This is a genomic window from Thauera sedimentorum (genome assembly GCF_014489115.1).
Classification (GTDB): Bacteria; Pseudomonadota; Gammaproteobacteria; order Burkholderiales; family Rhodocyclaceae; genus Pseudothauera; species Pseudothauera sedimentorum.
On sequence record NZ_JACTAH010000001.1, the window covers coordinates 1,515,758 to 1,530,049 of the forward strand.

At 64.4% G+C, this 14,292-nt stretch carries 16 protein-coding genes and 1 riboswitch; of the genes, 2 read left to right on the forward strand and 14 right to left on the reverse strand.

Annotated features, from left to right (window positions below; genetic code table 11):
• Positions 1-37: 37 nt before the first annotated feature.
• The 14 genes from IAI53_RS06850 to IAI53_RS18770 form a co-directional block, all read right to left on the reverse strand.
• On the reverse strand, positions 38-670 hold the full coding sequence (locus tag IAI53_RS06850; protein WP_187717372.1) for an L-threonylcarbamoyladenylate synthase: 633 nt from the start codon (positions 668-670) through the stop codon (positions 38-40).
• A gap of 65 nt (positions 671-735) precedes the next feature.
• The gene (locus tag IAI53_RS06855) at positions 736-1,569 is read right to left on the reverse strand and encodes a 3',5'-nucleoside bisphosphate phosphatase (protein WP_225433153.1); all 834 of its coding nucleotides are present in this window, start codon (positions 1,567-1,569) and stop codon (positions 736-738) included.
• Between the two features lie 125 nt (positions 1,570-1,694).
• Positions 1,695-2,399 (reverse strand): type II secretion system protein N, encoded by a 705-nt coding sequence (gene gspN / locus IAI53_RS06860; RefSeq protein WP_187717374.1) that lies wholly within the window; start codon positions 2,397-2,399, stop codon positions 1,695-1,697.
• Between the two features lie 44 nt (positions 2,400-2,443).
• Complete coding sequence (locus IAI53_RS06865; RefSeq protein WP_187717375.1) at positions 2,444-2,920, reverse strand: type II secretion system protein M; 477 nt, start codon at positions 2,918-2,920, stop codon at positions 2,444-2,446.
• Positions 2,917-4,122 (reverse strand): type II secretion system protein GspL, encoded by a 1,206-nt coding sequence (gene gspL / locus IAI53_RS06870; protein ID WP_187717376.1) that lies wholly within the window; start codon positions 4,120-4,122, stop codon positions 2,917-2,919. Before gspL ends, IAI53_RS06865 begins: the two co-directional genes overlap by 4 nt.
• A complete protein-coding gene (gene gspK / locus IAI53_RS06875) occupies positions 4,119-5,039 on the reverse strand; it encodes a type II secretion system minor pseudopilin GspK (protein WP_225433155.1) in 921 nt (306 codons plus the stop codon). Before gspK ends, gspL begins: the two co-directional genes overlap by 4 nt.
• The gene (locus IAI53_RS06880) at positions 5,026-5,616 is read right to left on the reverse strand and encodes a type II secretion system protein GspJ (protein WP_225433273.1); all 591 of its coding nucleotides are present in this window, start codon (positions 5,614-5,616) and stop codon (positions 5,026-5,028) included. The genes gspK and IAI53_RS06880 overlap by 14 nt, the downstream gene beginning before the upstream one ends.
• Positions 5,616-5,981, reverse strand: coding sequence for a type II secretion system minor pseudopilin GspI (gene gspI / locus IAI53_RS06885; protein ID WP_187717379.1), 366 nt, complete (start codon positions 5,979-5,981; stop codon positions 5,616-5,618). The genes IAI53_RS06880 and gspI overlap by 1 nt, the downstream gene beginning before the upstream one ends.
• A complete protein-coding gene (locus tag IAI53_RS06890; RefSeq protein ID WP_349771896.1) occupies positions 5,978-6,526 on the reverse strand; it encodes a prepilin-type N-terminal cleavage/methylation domain-containing protein in 549 nt (182 codons plus the stop codon). The genes gspI and IAI53_RS06890 overlap by 4 nt, the downstream gene beginning before the upstream one ends.
• Positions 6,471-6,905 (reverse strand): type II secretion system major pseudopilin GspG, encoded by a 435-nt coding sequence (gene gspG, locus IAI53_RS06895; RefSeq protein WP_187717381.1) that lies wholly within the window; start codon positions 6,903-6,905, stop codon positions 6,471-6,473. Before gspG ends, IAI53_RS06890 begins: the two co-directional genes overlap by 56 nt.
• Positions 6,906-6,910: 5 nt before the next feature.
• The gene (gene gspF / locus IAI53_RS06900; protein ID WP_187717978.1) at positions 6,911-8,113 is read right to left on the reverse strand and encodes a type II secretion system inner membrane protein GspF; all 1,203 of its coding nucleotides are present in this window, start codon (positions 8,111-8,113) and stop codon (positions 6,911-6,913) included.
• A 4-nt stretch (positions 8,114-8,117) separates the two neighbouring features.
• Positions 8,118-9,587, reverse strand: a complete 1,470-nt coding sequence (gspE, locus tag IAI53_RS06905) for a type II secretion system ATPase GspE (RefSeq protein WP_187717382.1) — start codon at positions 9,585-9,587, stop codon at positions 8,118-8,120.
• Entirely contained in the window at positions 9,584-11,722 is a 2,139-nt protein-coding gene (gspD, locus tag IAI53_RS06910) for a type II secretion system secretin GspD (protein ID WP_225433160.1), read from the reverse strand. The genes gspE and gspD overlap by 4 nt, the downstream gene beginning before the upstream one ends.
• Positions 11,723-11,729: 7 nt before the next feature.
• A complete protein-coding gene (locus tag IAI53_RS18770) occupies positions 11,730-12,254 on the reverse strand; it encodes a type II secretion system protein N (RefSeq protein ID WP_187717383.1) in 525 nt (174 codons plus the stop codon).
• Between the two features lie 162 nt (positions 12,255-12,416).
• Positions 12,417-12,502, forward strand: a riboswitch (glycine riboswitch).
• 165 nt (positions 12,503-12,667) lie between these two features.
• Here IAI53_RS18770 and gcvT point away from each other — a divergent pair.
• Positions 12,668-13,771, forward strand: coding sequence for a glycine cleavage system aminomethyltransferase GcvT (gene gcvT / locus IAI53_RS06920; RefSeq protein WP_187717384.1), 1,104 nt, complete (start codon positions 12,668-12,670; stop codon positions 13,769-13,771).
• 60 nt (positions 13,772-13,831) lie between these two features.
• A complete protein-coding gene (gene gcvH / locus IAI53_RS06925; RefSeq protein WP_187717385.1) occupies positions 13,832-14,212 on the forward strand; it encodes a glycine cleavage system protein GcvH in 381 nt (126 codons plus the stop codon).
• Positions 14,213-14,292 lie beyond the last annotated feature (80 nt).

The following is a 14,292-nucleotide window of genomic DNA, read 5'->3' on the forward strand; positions in this document are numbered from 1 at the left end:
GGGCATTCTAGCAGAGCGGGATGAAGCCCCCCGCGGCTCAGTCCGCTTCCAGCCCGAAGGGCGCCAGGTCGCCGCGCCCGGCGCGCACCAGTTCCGGTGCGCCCGAGGTGAGGTCGATCACCGAGGTGGCTTCCGGCCCGCAGTAGCCGGCTTCGATGATCAGCTCCACCTGCTTCTCCAGGCGGTCGCGGATTTCCTCAGGATCGGTCAGCGGCAGATCCTCGTCCGGCAGCAGCAGGGTCGAGGTGAGCATGGGCTCGTTCAGTTCCTCGAGCAGCGCGGAGACCACCGGATGGTCCGGCACCCGCAAACCGATGGTCTTGCGCTTGGGATGCAGCACGCGGCGCGGCAGCTCCTTGGTGCCCTCCAGGATGAAGGTATAGGCGCCCGGCGTGGTCGCCTTGAGCAAGCGGTACTGGGCGTTGTCCACCCGCGCGTAGGTGGCGATCTCGGAAAGATCCCGGCACATGAGCGTGAAGTGATGGCGCTCGTCTACGCCGCGGATCTGGCGGATGCGTGCGAGCACGCTGGCGTCGCCGGTCAGCGCCGCCAGCGCATAGGCCGAGTCGGTGGGCAGGGCCACCAGGCCGCCGCCGCGCATGATCTCCGCCGCCTGGCGGATCAGGCGCGGCTGGGGGTGTTCCGGGTGCAGGGAAAAGTACTGGGCCATGATCTCGAGTGTCTTTGTTGTTTTGTCTTGCCGGGCTTGCGAACCCGCGTTCGCGTCAGCGCCCGTTACTGCAGCAGGCGCGACCACACCGGGGTCAGATCGGGCGGCAAGGGATTGCAGCGCCCCAGGTCGACCGCGCTTTCCTTCTCGCCATGGAAGTCGGAAGCGCGCGAGGCCAGCAGGCCGCGACGGCGTGCCTCGCTGGCGAAACGGGCCGCCTCCTCCGGCGTGTGGGCGCCGGACACCACCTCCACCGCCTCGCCGCCGGCCGCCTGGAAGCGGTCGAAGAGCCGCTTCATGTCGGCGGTGGACAGACGGTAGCGCGCCGGATGGGCCACCACCGCGATGCCGCCCGCGGCGCGAATCCAGCCCACCGCCTCTTCCAGTTGCGCCCATTCGTGCTCGACGAAGCCGGGCTTGCCGCGCACCAGGTAATGGTCGAAAACCGTCTTCACGTCCGGCATCACCCCGCTGGTCACCAGGAAGCGGGCGAAATGCGCGCGACTGACCAGGGCCGGATTGCCGGCAAAGCCGCGCGCGCCTTCCAGCGCGCCGCGAATGCCCACACGGGCGAGTTCCTCGCCGATGCGCGCGGCGCGGGCATCGCGCCCCTCGCGCACCTGACGCAGCCCGGCAACCAGTTCCGGGTGGCGATGATCGATGCCGAGACCGACGATATGGATGGTCTCGCCGGCAAAGGACACCGAGATCTCCACCCCCGGCACGAAGCCCAGGCCGAGCTCGGCGGCAACCGCCTGCGCCTCGTCGATGCCGCCCACTTCGTCGTGGTCGGTGAGCGCGAGCAGGTCCACCCCGTTGGCATGCGCGCGGCGCGCCACGTCGGCGGGGCTCAGCAAGCCGTCGGAGACGGTGGAATGGCAATGCAGATCAGCGTTCATCGGCTCATGGGGCATGGACTGGACACTCATTCTAACCGCTAGACCGGCATTGAATCCGGCGACTCCAGTGTATGAGACCACAGGCCACGAGGGATGATCCTCACTCATCGCCGGCACGATTGCCGCTAAGGAAGGCGCAGGCGTACCTGGCCAGGCTCCCCGGTCAATCGGGCGTGGCCGTCCATGACGTTGGGCAGCCGCCCCACCAGCTCGGGCGGACCGCTGAACAGCAGGTCGAGCGCAACCAATCGGCCGTCGGTAATCTTGCCGCCGCCATCGACACGCACATTGCCATCGAGTGTATTCACGGCAACATCGAAACTCCGCCCCATGGCGGCAAGCACTGCACGGTGCGTACCCAGCTGGTGGCCGGGGAGCAGATTCACGCCGGCATCATGCCATTCCATGGTCATTTTTCCCGCACAGACGGCATGAGCATCACAGACCAGACCGCTCGAATCGACCAGGAACCTGCCTCGCCAGCCAGCGCGTGCCGCAGGATGCCTGATCGCAGCCGACACCAGCGACGCGGGCAGGTCCAGCCCCAGCTTCTCGATCGCCAGTCCGGTTGGCGCGACCGTCAGGACAAGCTGCTCCCGACCATGCTCGGAGAGCCTCAGCCGCACGGCAAGGCGATACAACTCCAGTTCAGTACGCCATGCCACCTGCCGCGCAGCAGTCAGCCGCGGACTTACCTCCGAGGAGGCGAGCACGCCCTGACCACGCCAGACGCTGCCTTGTGTCTGAACGACTCTCAACTGCCCGTCGGTAAGATGGCGAACGCCATAGTCCACCAGCCCGGCGGGCAGCCGCACGATCACCAGCGCCATGAGTCCAAGAAGCGCAAGCGCCACAACGACCGCAGCAGACAGCCTCAAGGCAACAACACCGCGTCGAAGCGCACCGAGCGATCTTCTTTCGCCAGCGTCATACGGTTCGGACGCAAACGGCTCTCCGCCTGCACGCCGGCCAGCCACTCCATCACCGCCGGGAAACTACCGCTCCCGCTAACCTGGACACCACCGGAGACGGGCTGAACATCTACCGTAAGGCCCCGGACCCGCGCGGCGGTCTCGACCGACAGCGCCAGCGCCGCCGGATCGACCTGAGGAAGCGCGCCCCGTTCTCGATCGAGTTGCGCCAACTCAGCGGCATCATCCTGCATCTGCAACAACTGCGCCCTCGCTCTCGGGAGTTCCTGATCGAGCCTGGCGCGTTCGCGCAAAACCCACTCTACCGCAGTAGCCATGAGCGCCAAACCCACGACTGCCACCGCGGCAAGGACAAGCCGACGCTCACGCGCGGACATGACCGAAAACTTTGTACGCATCTGCTGCACCAGGCTGCTCATCGTCCGCTTCCCCGCACAATCAGCAAGGCGCCTTCCTCATCTTGCCGCAAGTGATAGCCCATCACGCCAAGCCGGCCCTCAAGGTAAGTCGAATCGAGTTGCTGCGCGTCCATCAGCCTGAGCTTGAGCTGGCCGGCTTCATACTCGATCTTCGATACCGCTCCCTTGGCACCGCTCCCGGCGCCGTCAACGAAGGCGACGAGCAAGGTCAGCAGATCGTCCTGCCTCAACAGACCCTTTCGGGAACGCGCATCATCAAGGTGGCGGCGGATCTGCAATGGCGGAGCCACCGCGGGCGTGTTCGGTACCGCAGTCTCGAAAAGCCGATGCATGCGCTGCTCTACTGCGTCGAGCTCCTGCCTTTTCCACAGAATCTCGACGATGCTCGCGAACAAGAGCATCAGGATTGCCGCGCCGGCCACCAAGGCGGGCACACGAAGCGGGCGCAACAGCCCTCCCCGCCGGCTCGCTGGCTGGAACTCGCCGTGCAAGAGATCGACTGCAGCCGGCTGGCATAACCACCAGCAGTAAGGTGCGCCTTCGACGACCGGCAGTGCAAGACGCTGTGCCAGGGCTCCCAGGTCGACGGCCGTCGCACCAACCTGGCACCGGAGTTCCAGCTTAGCCGGCGCCTTGCCTTCACGCCGGGCCTTGTCCACCAGGTGTTCGAGCAGCGGCTCGCACACCTCCTTGTCCAACGCCACGGCCGCCACGCTGCCGGGATGCAGGATGCAGTGAGCGCTACTGCCCACGGCAAGCGTCCAGCTGTCCGGCTCGGACCGATCGCCCTGCAGTTCGGAATACATCCGCGTCAGCGGACGGCCGCAGCCTTGTAGCGCTGTCACGACCGCGCGAAGGCGCGACCGGTCGCAGACCAGCACCGAGGCGACCGTACCGCCATCGGTTCTGGTCTGGCCGATCTCGGTCAGATGCTGATGATCGATATCCCCGGCAATGTGATCCTCGACCGCATAGCGCAACAGGCGTTGATGTTCGCGCCTTCCCCCTTCGGGTACCGCCACCTCGATCCAGGCACATTGCGGTGCCGACAGCACGGCTTCGCACACTTCTGCGGCAGGCCAGTATCTTGGGTCGGATTCACCCTGCTCGGCAACCTGCCCCTTGGCATCCAGTACCACCCACGGTGCGGATGGCTGGGCCGGCCAGTTCTCACCGATATAGACAATCAGTCGTTTACTCATGGGGTCCTTAGCCAAACGATCTCGGGCCACGTATCCACGCGCTCCAACAATGCCTCAACCTTTATCATCGCCCTGCCGTACCGCGCTCGACCGGTCACAAGGAAATGGGTACTCCGAACGTCCACACCGGACGCCGCGCTCAGACTGGCTCCTGCCGGCAGACGTCCTTGCAGATCCCCCAGGTTGCGAAACCATGCACGCTCCCGCTCCGCCACCAGCGCACCTGCAGTCGCAAGATCCAAGCCGGTGGTCACGGCATGGAGCACTTCAGCCGACGCAGTGTTCACATTGATCCTGCTCGGCGCCCGAACTGCTACGACAACGGGCCTCAGGCGCTCAACGATGGCGGCATCGAAACCCGGTACCGCATGCAGTTCGGCCAAGTCCAGCAGCGGTCCTCTCTCTGCGTACCCCATCCCCTGAAGGCTCGCGGTACTGGCGGACGGCGATTCTCTGACCGTTACCAGGCGCGCCAGTAGGGCACGACTCATGGCCGCCGCCCTGCCGGGCTCAATGCCCAGGGCGGCAAGCAACCGCTCAAACTGACCGGCCGCAGTGTAATCGGCCTTGCCACGAGGCGCGAGGTTGTTGAGATTAAAGCGTCCCGACCAGTCTACGATTTCACCCGAAACCTCCCCATCCTCAACGGGAATCGGGGGTACCGGCGTCGCCCACAACTCCCCGGCATGATCCACCGAGGTCCGCTTCTTGTCGTCCGCGAGTACGTTGCGCGCCCAGTCCACCGCATCGCGTGCCAGCTGGCGAGCCTGCGCCTGATCAGAAAGACCGCTACTGCCATCGATCGTACGACCAAGATCCGCGAGCAGGCTGGCTGCGATACCCGCAACCAGAAATACCGCCAGCATCGCAACGACGATCGCAGCACCACGTTGACTAGGGTGTCTAACGCAGCGCATAGATCCGGCTCACGGCACCGAGGCCGACAAGATTCAAGCGGAGTTCCACGCCGGCAGGCAATTCATCGATCGCAAGCCCCTCCGGGGGCCAAGCGGACACCCAGCCATCCGTGCCGAGAAAGCGCCAGCTCACCGTTTTCACGCCGGAAAGCAGGACGTCGGACTCTTCTCCCTGCTGCGCCTCCGGTGACTGAATGTCGTCCGAACGCCTGATCCACATCCACTGATCGCCTGCCAATCGAAAGGACACGCGCTGGACACCGGCATCGCCACTCAAGGTCCGGAAAGTCAATTCTGCCCCCCTCGGCCCATCAATCAGCGCGAACGCGGGGGCAGCCATCGCGCCCTCGGTCGCCGGGCGGGCGACCGCCTGAATCAGGTTCAGCTCCATGATCTGCAAGGCTCGATTGATCGCCCGCCAATGCTCCAGGTCCTGCGAAACCATTCGATTGGTATCGATCATCTGGCTGCTGCCGCGCCAGGTCAGCGTCCCGAGCACCGCAAACACCGCCAGAGCGACCAGTAACTCGATCAGCGTAAGCCCGGCCACTCGTCGGCGTACAAAGGCGCTCTGCATCACCGCAGCGGTCTCGCAAGAAAACCCGTCATCGTGATCAGGGGGCGCTGCTCTTGGTCGAACACCTGGACGTCCACCCGGCGGAACAGCGGGTTAGGTGTCGGCTGAACCCGCTCCCGCCATGCGAAACCCCGTCCCCCTTGCTCCGCCTGTCCTTCTCTTTGCCCAAGAGAGGGCCAGGCGCCGGTGGCGCGCAACTCCGCGAGCCGGTTCTGTGCGACCCAGCTCGCGAGCGTGCGGGTCTTCAGGGCATCCGTCGAGTTGGCCACACTACCCGCCGCGCGCAGGGACGACGTCATGGCCACGGCGAGAATTGCCAAGGCGACGACGCATTCAAGCAGTGTGAAACCCCGGTTGGTCATCATCGCGCAAGCCGCTCGATTTCCTGCAGCACTACCGCGCCGGTGACTTGGCCGAGCAGACGCACGGCGCCGTCGGGTGTATCGACGACCAGTTCAAAGCGCGGTGAGAAACTGCCGAACTTGATTCGCCCCGCCTCGGCAGACGGCTGCACGAGCGCGCCCCAGCGCACGGCGGGCGGCAACTCCCGCTCCACGAAGAGCGGCGCCTCATGAAACGGCACCCAGCGACCATCCGTGTCCAGCATATTGAATCGATAGCCGTCCGGAAGGATCTCAAACTCGATACTCTGGCCCAGCGTTCGGGCACGTTCTGCGGTCGCCTCCAAAACCATCTGCAGCCGCCGTACCGCCAGATCGGTGTCGCGACGATGGATTGCATCAAGGCCAAGACTGGCGCCGGACACGGCAACGCCCAGAATCAGCAGCACCACCAGCACTTCGATGAGCGTAAAGCCCTTTGGCGCTGCCTGCCTTCGACGGAGCGCGGCTGCGCTACAGATTCCAGGAGCCGATATCGGCATCGAAACTCTCGCCCCCTGACTTGCCATCGGCGCCAAAACTCATCACGTCCACTTCGCCTTGCAGACCCGGGTTGAGATACTGGTACGGCTTGCCCCAAGGATCCAAAGGCAGGCGCTCCAGATAGCGCTTCCAGTTCTCAGGCGTTGGGTTCCCGGCCGGACGCTCCAGCAAGGCCGACAGCCCCTGTGCGTTGCTCGGGTAATGTCGGTTATCGAGCTTGTATAGCTTCAGGGCCTGCATGATGGTCGCGATATCCTGCTTCGCAGCGACTACTCGCGCTTCGTCCGGTCGGCTCATGATGCGTGGCACCACGAGCGCAGCCAGGACACCGAGGATGACGATCACGACCATCACCTCGATCAAGGTGAAGCCGCGCTGACGTTGTACGGCAGACAAAGCAATCATTTCAACTACCTGAGCATAGTGTTGATTTCGACAATCGGCTGCATCACCGCAAGCACGATGAGTAGCACCACGCCACCCATGACCAGCAACAGTACCGGCTCCAGAAGACTGGTCAGCACTGCGACACGGTTCTCCAGTTCCTGCTGCTGCAACCGGGCGGCGCGTTCCAGCAGTTCATCCAGGCGCCCGGTGGCCTCGCCGCTTGCGATCATGTGGATCAGCAGCGGTGGAAAAACCTGCACCGATGCCAACGCCTTCGACAAGGACTGGCCTTCGCGTACGCGCTCGGTGGCATCGCGAATCGCATCCTGAACGGGCAAGCGCTCGGTCACCTCACGCCCCGCTTCCAGGGCGGCCAGCAAAGGCACCCCACTACCCGCGAGGATCGATAACGTGCTGGCAAAGCGTGTGGCATCGAGCACCCGCAAATGGCGGCCGATCAGCGGCAAGCGCAGAAGGAGTGCATGCCAGCCGCGCCTCACTGCCTTGTCTCGCAGCAACATGGCGAACCCCAGCCCACTTCCGGCGAGCACTATCAATACGGCCCAGCCCCAATCACGCAAGAAACTGGAGAAATGGATCATCAGTCGCGTCAGAAGCGGAAGCTCCTGCCGCCCTTGCTGGAAGACCGTGACGACCTGCGGAACCACGTAAGTCATCAACCCAACGACCACCAGCAATGCCACGCACGCAACGATGGCCGGATACAAGAACGCATGCTGTGTCTTCTGTCGAAGCGCAAGACGACGTTCCAGGTAACCCGCAAGCTGCTCCATCACAAGTGCCAGTTGTCCGGATTTTTCGCCCGCGGCAACAGACGCCCGGTAGATGGCGGGAAACGCAATCGGGAAACGGTCCAGCGCTGCTCGTAACGAATGACCTGCCAGGATTTCCGAACGCACGCCGGACAGCAACTGCCGTGTCGACTCGTGCTCAGCCTGCTCGATCAGTGCCACCAACGCCTGCTCAACGGTCATTCCCGCAGCCAGGAGCGTAGCCCACTGACGTGACAGCAGTACGAGTTCCATCTCCTTGAGGCGCTGACGGGCCGACGAAGCACTCGTCACGCCCCCCATGCTCGCCACCTCGAGCGGGAAGAGCTTGCGCTCGCGCAGCAAGGCCCTTGCTCCGCGCGAGGAATCGGCCTCGATCACCCCGGCAGTTTCACGCCCTTCGGCGTCCAGCGCCCGATAACGAAAAGCCGCCATGGGATCAGTCGCGGGTGACCCGTAGCAGTTCTTCAAGCGAACTGCGTCCGTCCCGGATATACCTCACACCGTCCTCACGCAAGCTCGGCGCACCGCTGCGTCTGGCATGCGCGCGCAAGGTGCTTTCGTCCGCACCGTCATGAATATGCTTCACCAGCGTTTCGTCGGGGATCATCAGCTCGTAAATTCCACTTCGCCCGTGGTATCCCGTTCCGCTGCATACGGGACAGCCCACCGGGGCCCACAGTCGCTGGATACCGGGATCTTCCAGACATTCACGTTCGGCCTGCGTAACCGGGCGATCGACGCGGCACTCCACGCAGAGACAGCGCACCAGACGCTGAGCCAACACCCCGCGCAGAGTGGAGGCCAGCAAGAACGGTTCGACCCCCATGTCAACCAACCGGGTGACGGCCGATGCTGCATCGTTGGTATGCAGTGTCGCCAGCACCAGGTGTCCCGTCAGGCTCGCCTGTACCGCAATCTGGGCTGTCTCCAGATCACGGATCTCACCGATCATGATCACGTCAGGATCCTGACGCAGGATGGAGCGGAGCGTCTTGGCAAAGCTCAGCCCGATCTGCGAGTTGACCTGAATCTGACCGACACCGGGGAGATCGTACTCCACCGGATCTTCAACGGTAACGATGTTGAGATGGGCGACGTCCATGCCCTTGAGCGCAGCGTAAAGGGTCGTACTCTTGCCGGAACCGGTAGGCCCGGTCACCAGCAGGATGCCGTGAGGTTGACGCAGCAACTCCGCAAATCGCGCCTGCGTTTCGCCTGACATCCCGATCGCATTCAACCCGAGTACGCCGCCGGCCTTGTCGAGCAGACGCAGCACCAAGCGTTCACCGTGCGTGGTCGGCAATGTAGAGACCCGCACGTCGACCTGTCTGCCAGCTATCCTCAGGCCGATTCGGCCATCCTGCGGCAGACGCTTCTCGGCGATATCAAGATTGGCCATGATCTTGATGCGCGACACCATCGCGGCGTGGAGCCCCCGGTGCGGCTGCGCGACGTCATGAAGAATCCCGTCGCGCCGAAAACGCACCATCGAGTACCGCTCGTAGGGTTCGACATGAATGTCCGATGCACCGTCGCGAAGGGCCTGGGTGAACAAAGCGTTGATCATGCGGATGATCGGCGCCTCGTCCTGGGTTTCCAGCAAATCGGCCACGGTCGGCAGATCGGTCATCAGCCGGGACAGATCCATATCCTGCCCTGCATCGGCCATGACTTCGGCCGCGGTTCCTTCGCCACCACTGTAGAGTTCCGAGAGGCGGGCCTCGAACAGTTCACGCGGAGCACGCTGCAGGCGTATTGCGCAACCCAGCTGACGCCGAACCTCCGCAATCGCCTCGGCGCCGGCGTCCTCCCTCAGCAGCAGCTCTGCGTACTCGTCACCGATGCTGGTGACCAGCACCCCATGGCTGCGGGCGAAGGCATAGGGGAGGGAAAACGCAACGCTCATTCGTCGGCTCTACCCGCCAAGCGCACCAGATCGATCTCCTGAACCGGCGCGGGAGACTGCGTCGCGGCGGGAACGGCGGGAACGGCCCCTTCACGCTCGGCCGGGGGAAGCGCCTTGAGCTTTGGCAGTTCGGGGGCGGCCGGTTCGTTCCTGAGCATCCGCACCGGCTCGGAGATCTCACGCTGCTGTCCGATCACATAGTCGTAACGCGAGCGCGACATCTCCGCATAGTCGTCCTGATCCCGGATGATCTGGGGTCGGAGAAACACGACCAGGTTGGTCTTGGCCCGTTTTCTTGAGGTGTACTTGAACAGCTCGCCCGCGAACGGAATGTCGCCCAGCAGGGGGACTTTTTCCTCACCGGCACTCATGCTGTCCTCCATCAGCCCCCCGAGCGCGATGATCGCGCCATCATCCACCAGCACGGTGGATTTGATCGACCGCTTGTTGGTCGTCGGCCCGGCCGTCGCATCGACGGTGGGCAGCACGGACGACGCCTCCTGATAGATTTCCAGCTTGATCGCCCCACCTTCCGAGATCTGCGGGCGCACCTCCAGCGTCAGGCCCACATCGCGCCGCTCAATGGTCTGGAAAGGGTTCACCGGCGTTGTTCCACCACCGGTGTTGGTATATTGCCCGGTCACGAACGGCAGGTTGCGACCCACAACGATCTTTGCTTCCTCGTTGTCCAGGGTGACGATGTTGGGAGTGGACAGGATGTTGGTCCGGCTGTCCGTTTCGAGAAAACGCGCCAGCACTCCGAGACTGAACACCTCTACCAACTCGCCATTGATCGGCACCTTGACCGTACCCTTGCCGAAGAGCAGGTTAAGCCCCTTTCCGACACTGGTAATGTCTCCCATCGCGCCAATGAGATTCTGCCCCGATCCACCGAAGTTGGTTCCACCGAACACCCCCGAACCGGACACTGGCAGGTTCGCGTTCTGCCACTGAATGCCGAACTCCGCGGCACGGTCGGATGACACTTCGGCAATCAGCGCTTCGATATAGACCTGCGCCCGGCGTCGATCGAGCTTGTCGATGACATGTCGCAGGTTGCGATACACAGCATCGGGCGCAACGATGATAAGAGCATTATTTATCGGGTCAGCCTGGATCATCCCACTACCACCATCCACGCTCACCGCTTGATCTGTCGACAATCGCGAGGAAGACGAGGACGTGGACGAGACTTCGTCGGTCTGGCTTCCGAGCGGAGCCTTGGCGCTATGGGTATTGCCCACGGATGTCGCGCCATCCTGCGACAACGCGCCGTTCAGGGTCTCCGCAACCTTGATCGCCTCGGCGTTACGGAGGTAGACGACATGGATGTTTCCGCCAGCACCCGGCTTGTCCAGCGACGCGACCAGTTGCCGCACTGCTCGCAGCCGCGCCGGATTCTCGGAGCGGACGAGCAAGCTGTTGGTTCTCGGCTCCGGCAGGACCTGCACACGCAACGCGGCGTCTCCCGGAGCACCGTTCGCAGGCGTGTTGCCGGCGTTCAGCAACTTGCCAACGGTCGTCGCAAGGTCCACTGCAATGGCATGCTTCAACTCAATGACCGCAACATCACCCTGGGGCACATCCACCGATTCGATGATGCGCGCAATGCGGTTTATGTTTTCCGCATAGTCGGTCACCACCAGCACGTTGTTTGCTGGAAAGGCGGTCACCGTATTGTTGGGCGACACCAGCGGACGCACGACCGTCAGCATCTGGGCGGCCGATTCGTGCTGCATGGGAAAAACCTGCGTCACGAGTCTGTCGCCACCGTCGACCGTTCGCCCCGAACTGACCGGCACGCCGTGCAGTTTCGCGTCCGCCTCGGGCACGATCTTGACGATGCCACCCCCTTCTACCGCCGCTATTCCCTGCATTCTCAGGGCAGACAGAAGGATCTGGTACGACAGGTCACGGCTCACGGGCGTGTTGGTGACGATATTGAGCGTACCTTTTACGCGTGGATCGACCAGGAAATTGGTGCCGGTGATCCGCCCTATCGCATCGATGACGGCGTGAATGTCAGCATTGACGAAATTGAGCGATACATCCTTGTCTTCCGTTGCCATCGCGGGCAGGATCACCGCACACGCGCCGCAAAGCAGGACACGCCTCATCCACAGGTCAAGCTTCATTCGCACGTTATCTCGGACTAGCTGAAACGGCGGGAGCGTAACCCGCCGAATGTGAAATCGAGGTTACAGGTGTGCCGGCGGGGTGCCTGCTCAACATGAGAGCCTCGCTCGTTCCGCCGTTTCCCAGTTCAACCCGATCCGCATGGATGGCGAGGACCTCCAGACCGGAAGGCAGTCGGTCACCGACCAGGAAGGGTCGCGCAGCGTCGCCGCGCTGCTGTATCAAGGCGAACGCAGTACCACCGGCAAAGCCGGTGGCGACACCGACCAGCTGCAAACCCGCAAAGCCTCCCCCCGCTTGCGCGACGGGTACCGCAGAACCGGCCACCGAGCGCATAGGTTCTGCATCCGCCAATCTCTGCGCTGCGATTCGCGGATCCGTCAGGCTGTCCGGCAGCGCGACGAGCGGCTCGGGGGTCAGGTAACGGACAAGCAACTCGGCACAAACAGCAACGAGAAGCAGCAGCGAAAGCCCCCACGCAAGCAGCGGCAGAAACCTTGCAGACTGTTCGGTCAATCGACGCATCTTCATCCAGCGGATCGGGGCGCGGCGCAATGCAAAGTGCGCATGGTACTACTGAACCTCGTCGCAGCCGACAACAAAAACCGCTCCTGCCCAGCAGGCTGCGCTGCCATCTTCGACGATTCCATCGTCCTCGGCCTTGCAGCAGCCGCAGTCGGAATGCTATCGTCCGCCCGTCGCGCGGGAGAGAACTCCCTTTGAGTCGCCGAAGGCGTAACCCCCCGGAACCGCTCAGGCAAAAGGACCGCGCACGGCAATTCAAGTCTGGAGAGCGATGCGGGCGCAAGCTGCGCCGGCGCATCCACCGAAGGGGCACCCGGCGCCATCCGCCGGAATCTCTCAGGTACAAGGGACAGATGGGGCGATGCAGGCCAGGCGGCCGGTCTCGCCCCATTTTTCGTCCACCTGCCGGAGCCCCACCGATGAGCAACGCCCAGACCACCCCCGCCAAGCGCACCGCGCTGTATCCCGCCCACCTCGCCGCCGGCGCCCGCATGGTGGACTTCGCCGGCTGGGACATGCCGGTCAACTACGGCTCGCAGATCGAGGAACACCACGCGGTGCGCCGCGACGCCGGCATGTTCGACGTTTCCCACATGCTCGGCCTGGACCTGACAGGCGCCGGGGCCACCGATTTCCTGCGCGGCCTGCTGGCCAATGACGTGGCGCGCCTGAAGACGCCTGGCAAGGCGCTCTACAGCTGCATGCTCGATGAGACCGGCGGCGTCATCGACGACCTCATCGTCTACCGCATGTCGGAGGCCGAGTATCGCGTCGTGGTCAATGCCGGCACCGCGGACAAGGACGTGGCCTGGATGCGCAAGCGCATCGCCGCCACCGGCGCCAACGTCACCCTGGACGCCCGCCGCGACCTGGCCATGATCGCAGTGCAGGGCCCCAACGCGCTGGCGCGCGCCGCGCAGGCGATTCCCGAACTCAACACCGCCAACGGCATTCCCGCCCCCTTCTCCGCAGTGCGCCTGGGCGACCTCTTCGTCGGCCGCACCGGCTACACCGGCGAAGACGGTTTCGAAGTCGCAGTCCCGGCCGGACGCGCCGTCGCCCTGTGGGATGCGCTGGCCGCCGCCGGGGTGCGCCCCTGCGGCCTGGGCGCGCGCGACACCCTGCGCCTGGAGGCGGGCATGAACCTCTACGGCCAGGACATGGACGAAACCGTCTGCCCGCTGGATGCCGGACTGGCGTGGACCATAGACCTGCGCGACGAAACGCGCGACTTCGTCGGCCGGGCAGCCCTGGAGGCCCACGGCGAGCGCAAGGCCTTCCTCGGCCTGATCCTGGAAGACCGCGGCGTGCTGCGCGCCCACATGAAGGTCGCCACCGCCCGCGGCGAGGGCGAGACCACCAGCGGCAGCTTCTCGCCCACGCTGGAGAAATCCATCGCCTTCGCCCGCCTGCCGGCCGGCACCGAGCCCGGCGAAGAGGTGCAGGTCGAGGTGCGCGGCAAGGCGCTGGCCGCCCGCACCGTGAAACTGCCCTTCGTGCGCAACGGCAAGGCGCTGGTCTGAGCGCCGCCCGCGGAATTCCCTTTACACCCGATCGCCCACTTACACGAACCGGAGCCCCTCATGAGCAACATTCCCGCCGACCTCAAGTACACCTCGTCCCACGAATGGATCCGCGTCGAAGCCGACGGCACGCTGACCATCGGCGTCACCGACCATGCCCAGGAAGCGCTGGGCGACGTGGTCTTCCTGGAACTGCCGGAAGCCGGCCGTACCGTCGCTGCCGGTGAGGCCTGCGCGGTGATCGAATCGGTCAAGGCCGCCTCCGACATCTACGCCCCGGTCGCCGGCGAGATCGTCGAGTCCAACCAGGCCGCGGTGGATGCGCCCGAGAGCGTGAACGCCGACGCCTACGGCAACTGGCTGTTCAAGCTGCGCCCGGCCGCCGGCGCCGACCTCGGTGGCCTGCTCGACGCCGCCGGCTACGCCGACGCGATCGCCTGAGCGCCGACGCCTGACGCCCGACCGACGCCGCCTGCGGGCGGCGTCACACCTTTTCCCGACCCCACGGCCCGGACCACGAC

Bases quoted from the DNA above. Each gene is read 5' to 3' on its own strand.
- IAI53_RS06850 (WP_187717372.1), bottom strand. From the start codon at position 670: ATGGCCCAGTACTTTTCCCTGCACCCGGAACACCCCCAGCCGCGCCTG.
- IAI53_RS06855 (WP_225433153.1), bottom strand. From the start codon at position 1,569: ATGAACGCTGATCTGCATTGCCATTCCACCGTCTCCGACGGCTTGCTG.
- gspN (WP_187717374.1), bottom strand. From the start codon at position 2,399: ATGGCGCTGGTGATCGTGCGGCTGCCCGCCGGGCTGGTGGACTATGGC.
- IAI53_RS06865 (WP_187717375.1), bottom strand. From the start codon at position 2,920: ATGAGCAGCCTGGTGCAGCAGATGCGTACAAAGTTTTCGGTCATGTCC.
- gspL (WP_187717376.1), bottom strand. From the start codon at position 4,122: ATGAGTAAACGACTGATTGTCTATATCGGTGAGAACTGGCCGGCCCAG.
- gspK (WP_225433155.1), bottom strand. From the start codon at position 5,039: ATGCGCTGCGTTAGACACCCTAGTCAACGTGGTGCTGCGATCGTCGTT.
- IAI53_RS06880 (WP_225433273.1), bottom strand. From the start codon at position 5,616: ATGCAGAGCGCCTTTGTACGCCGACGAGTGGCCGGGCTTACGCTGATC.
- gspI (WP_187717379.1), bottom strand. From the start codon at position 5,981: ATGATGACCAACCGGGGTTTCACACTGCTTGAATGCGTCGTCGCCTTG.
- IAI53_RS06890 (WP_349771896.1), bottom strand. From the start codon at position 6,526: ATGGCAAGTCAGGGGGCGAGAGTTTCGATGCCGATATCGGCTCCTGGA.
- gspG (WP_187717381.1), bottom strand. From the start codon at position 6,905: ATGATTGCTTTGTCTGCCGTACAACGTCAGCGCGGCTTCACCTTGATC.
- gspF (WP_187717978.1), bottom strand. From the start codon at position 8,113: ATGGCGGCTTTTCGTTATCGGGCGCTGGACGCCGAAGGGCGTGAAACT.
- gspE (WP_187717382.1), bottom strand. From the start codon at position 9,587: ATGAGCGTTGCGTTTTCCCTCCCCTATGCCTTCGCCCGCAGCCATGGG.
- gspD (WP_225433160.1), bottom strand. From the start codon at position 11,722: ATGAAGCTTGACCTGTGGATGAGGCGTGTCCTGCTTTGCGGCGCGTGT.
- IAI53_RS18770 (WP_187717383.1), bottom strand. From the start codon at position 12,254: ATGAAGATGCGTCGATTGACCGAACAGTCTGCAAGGTTTCTGCCGCTG.
- gcvT (WP_187717384.1), top strand. From the start codon at position 12,668: ATGAGCAACGCCCAGACCACCCCCGCCAAGCGCACCGCGCTGTATCCC.
- gcvH (WP_187717385.1), top strand. From the start codon at position 13,832: ATGAGCAACATTCCCGCCGACCTCAAGTACACCTCGTCCCACGAATGG.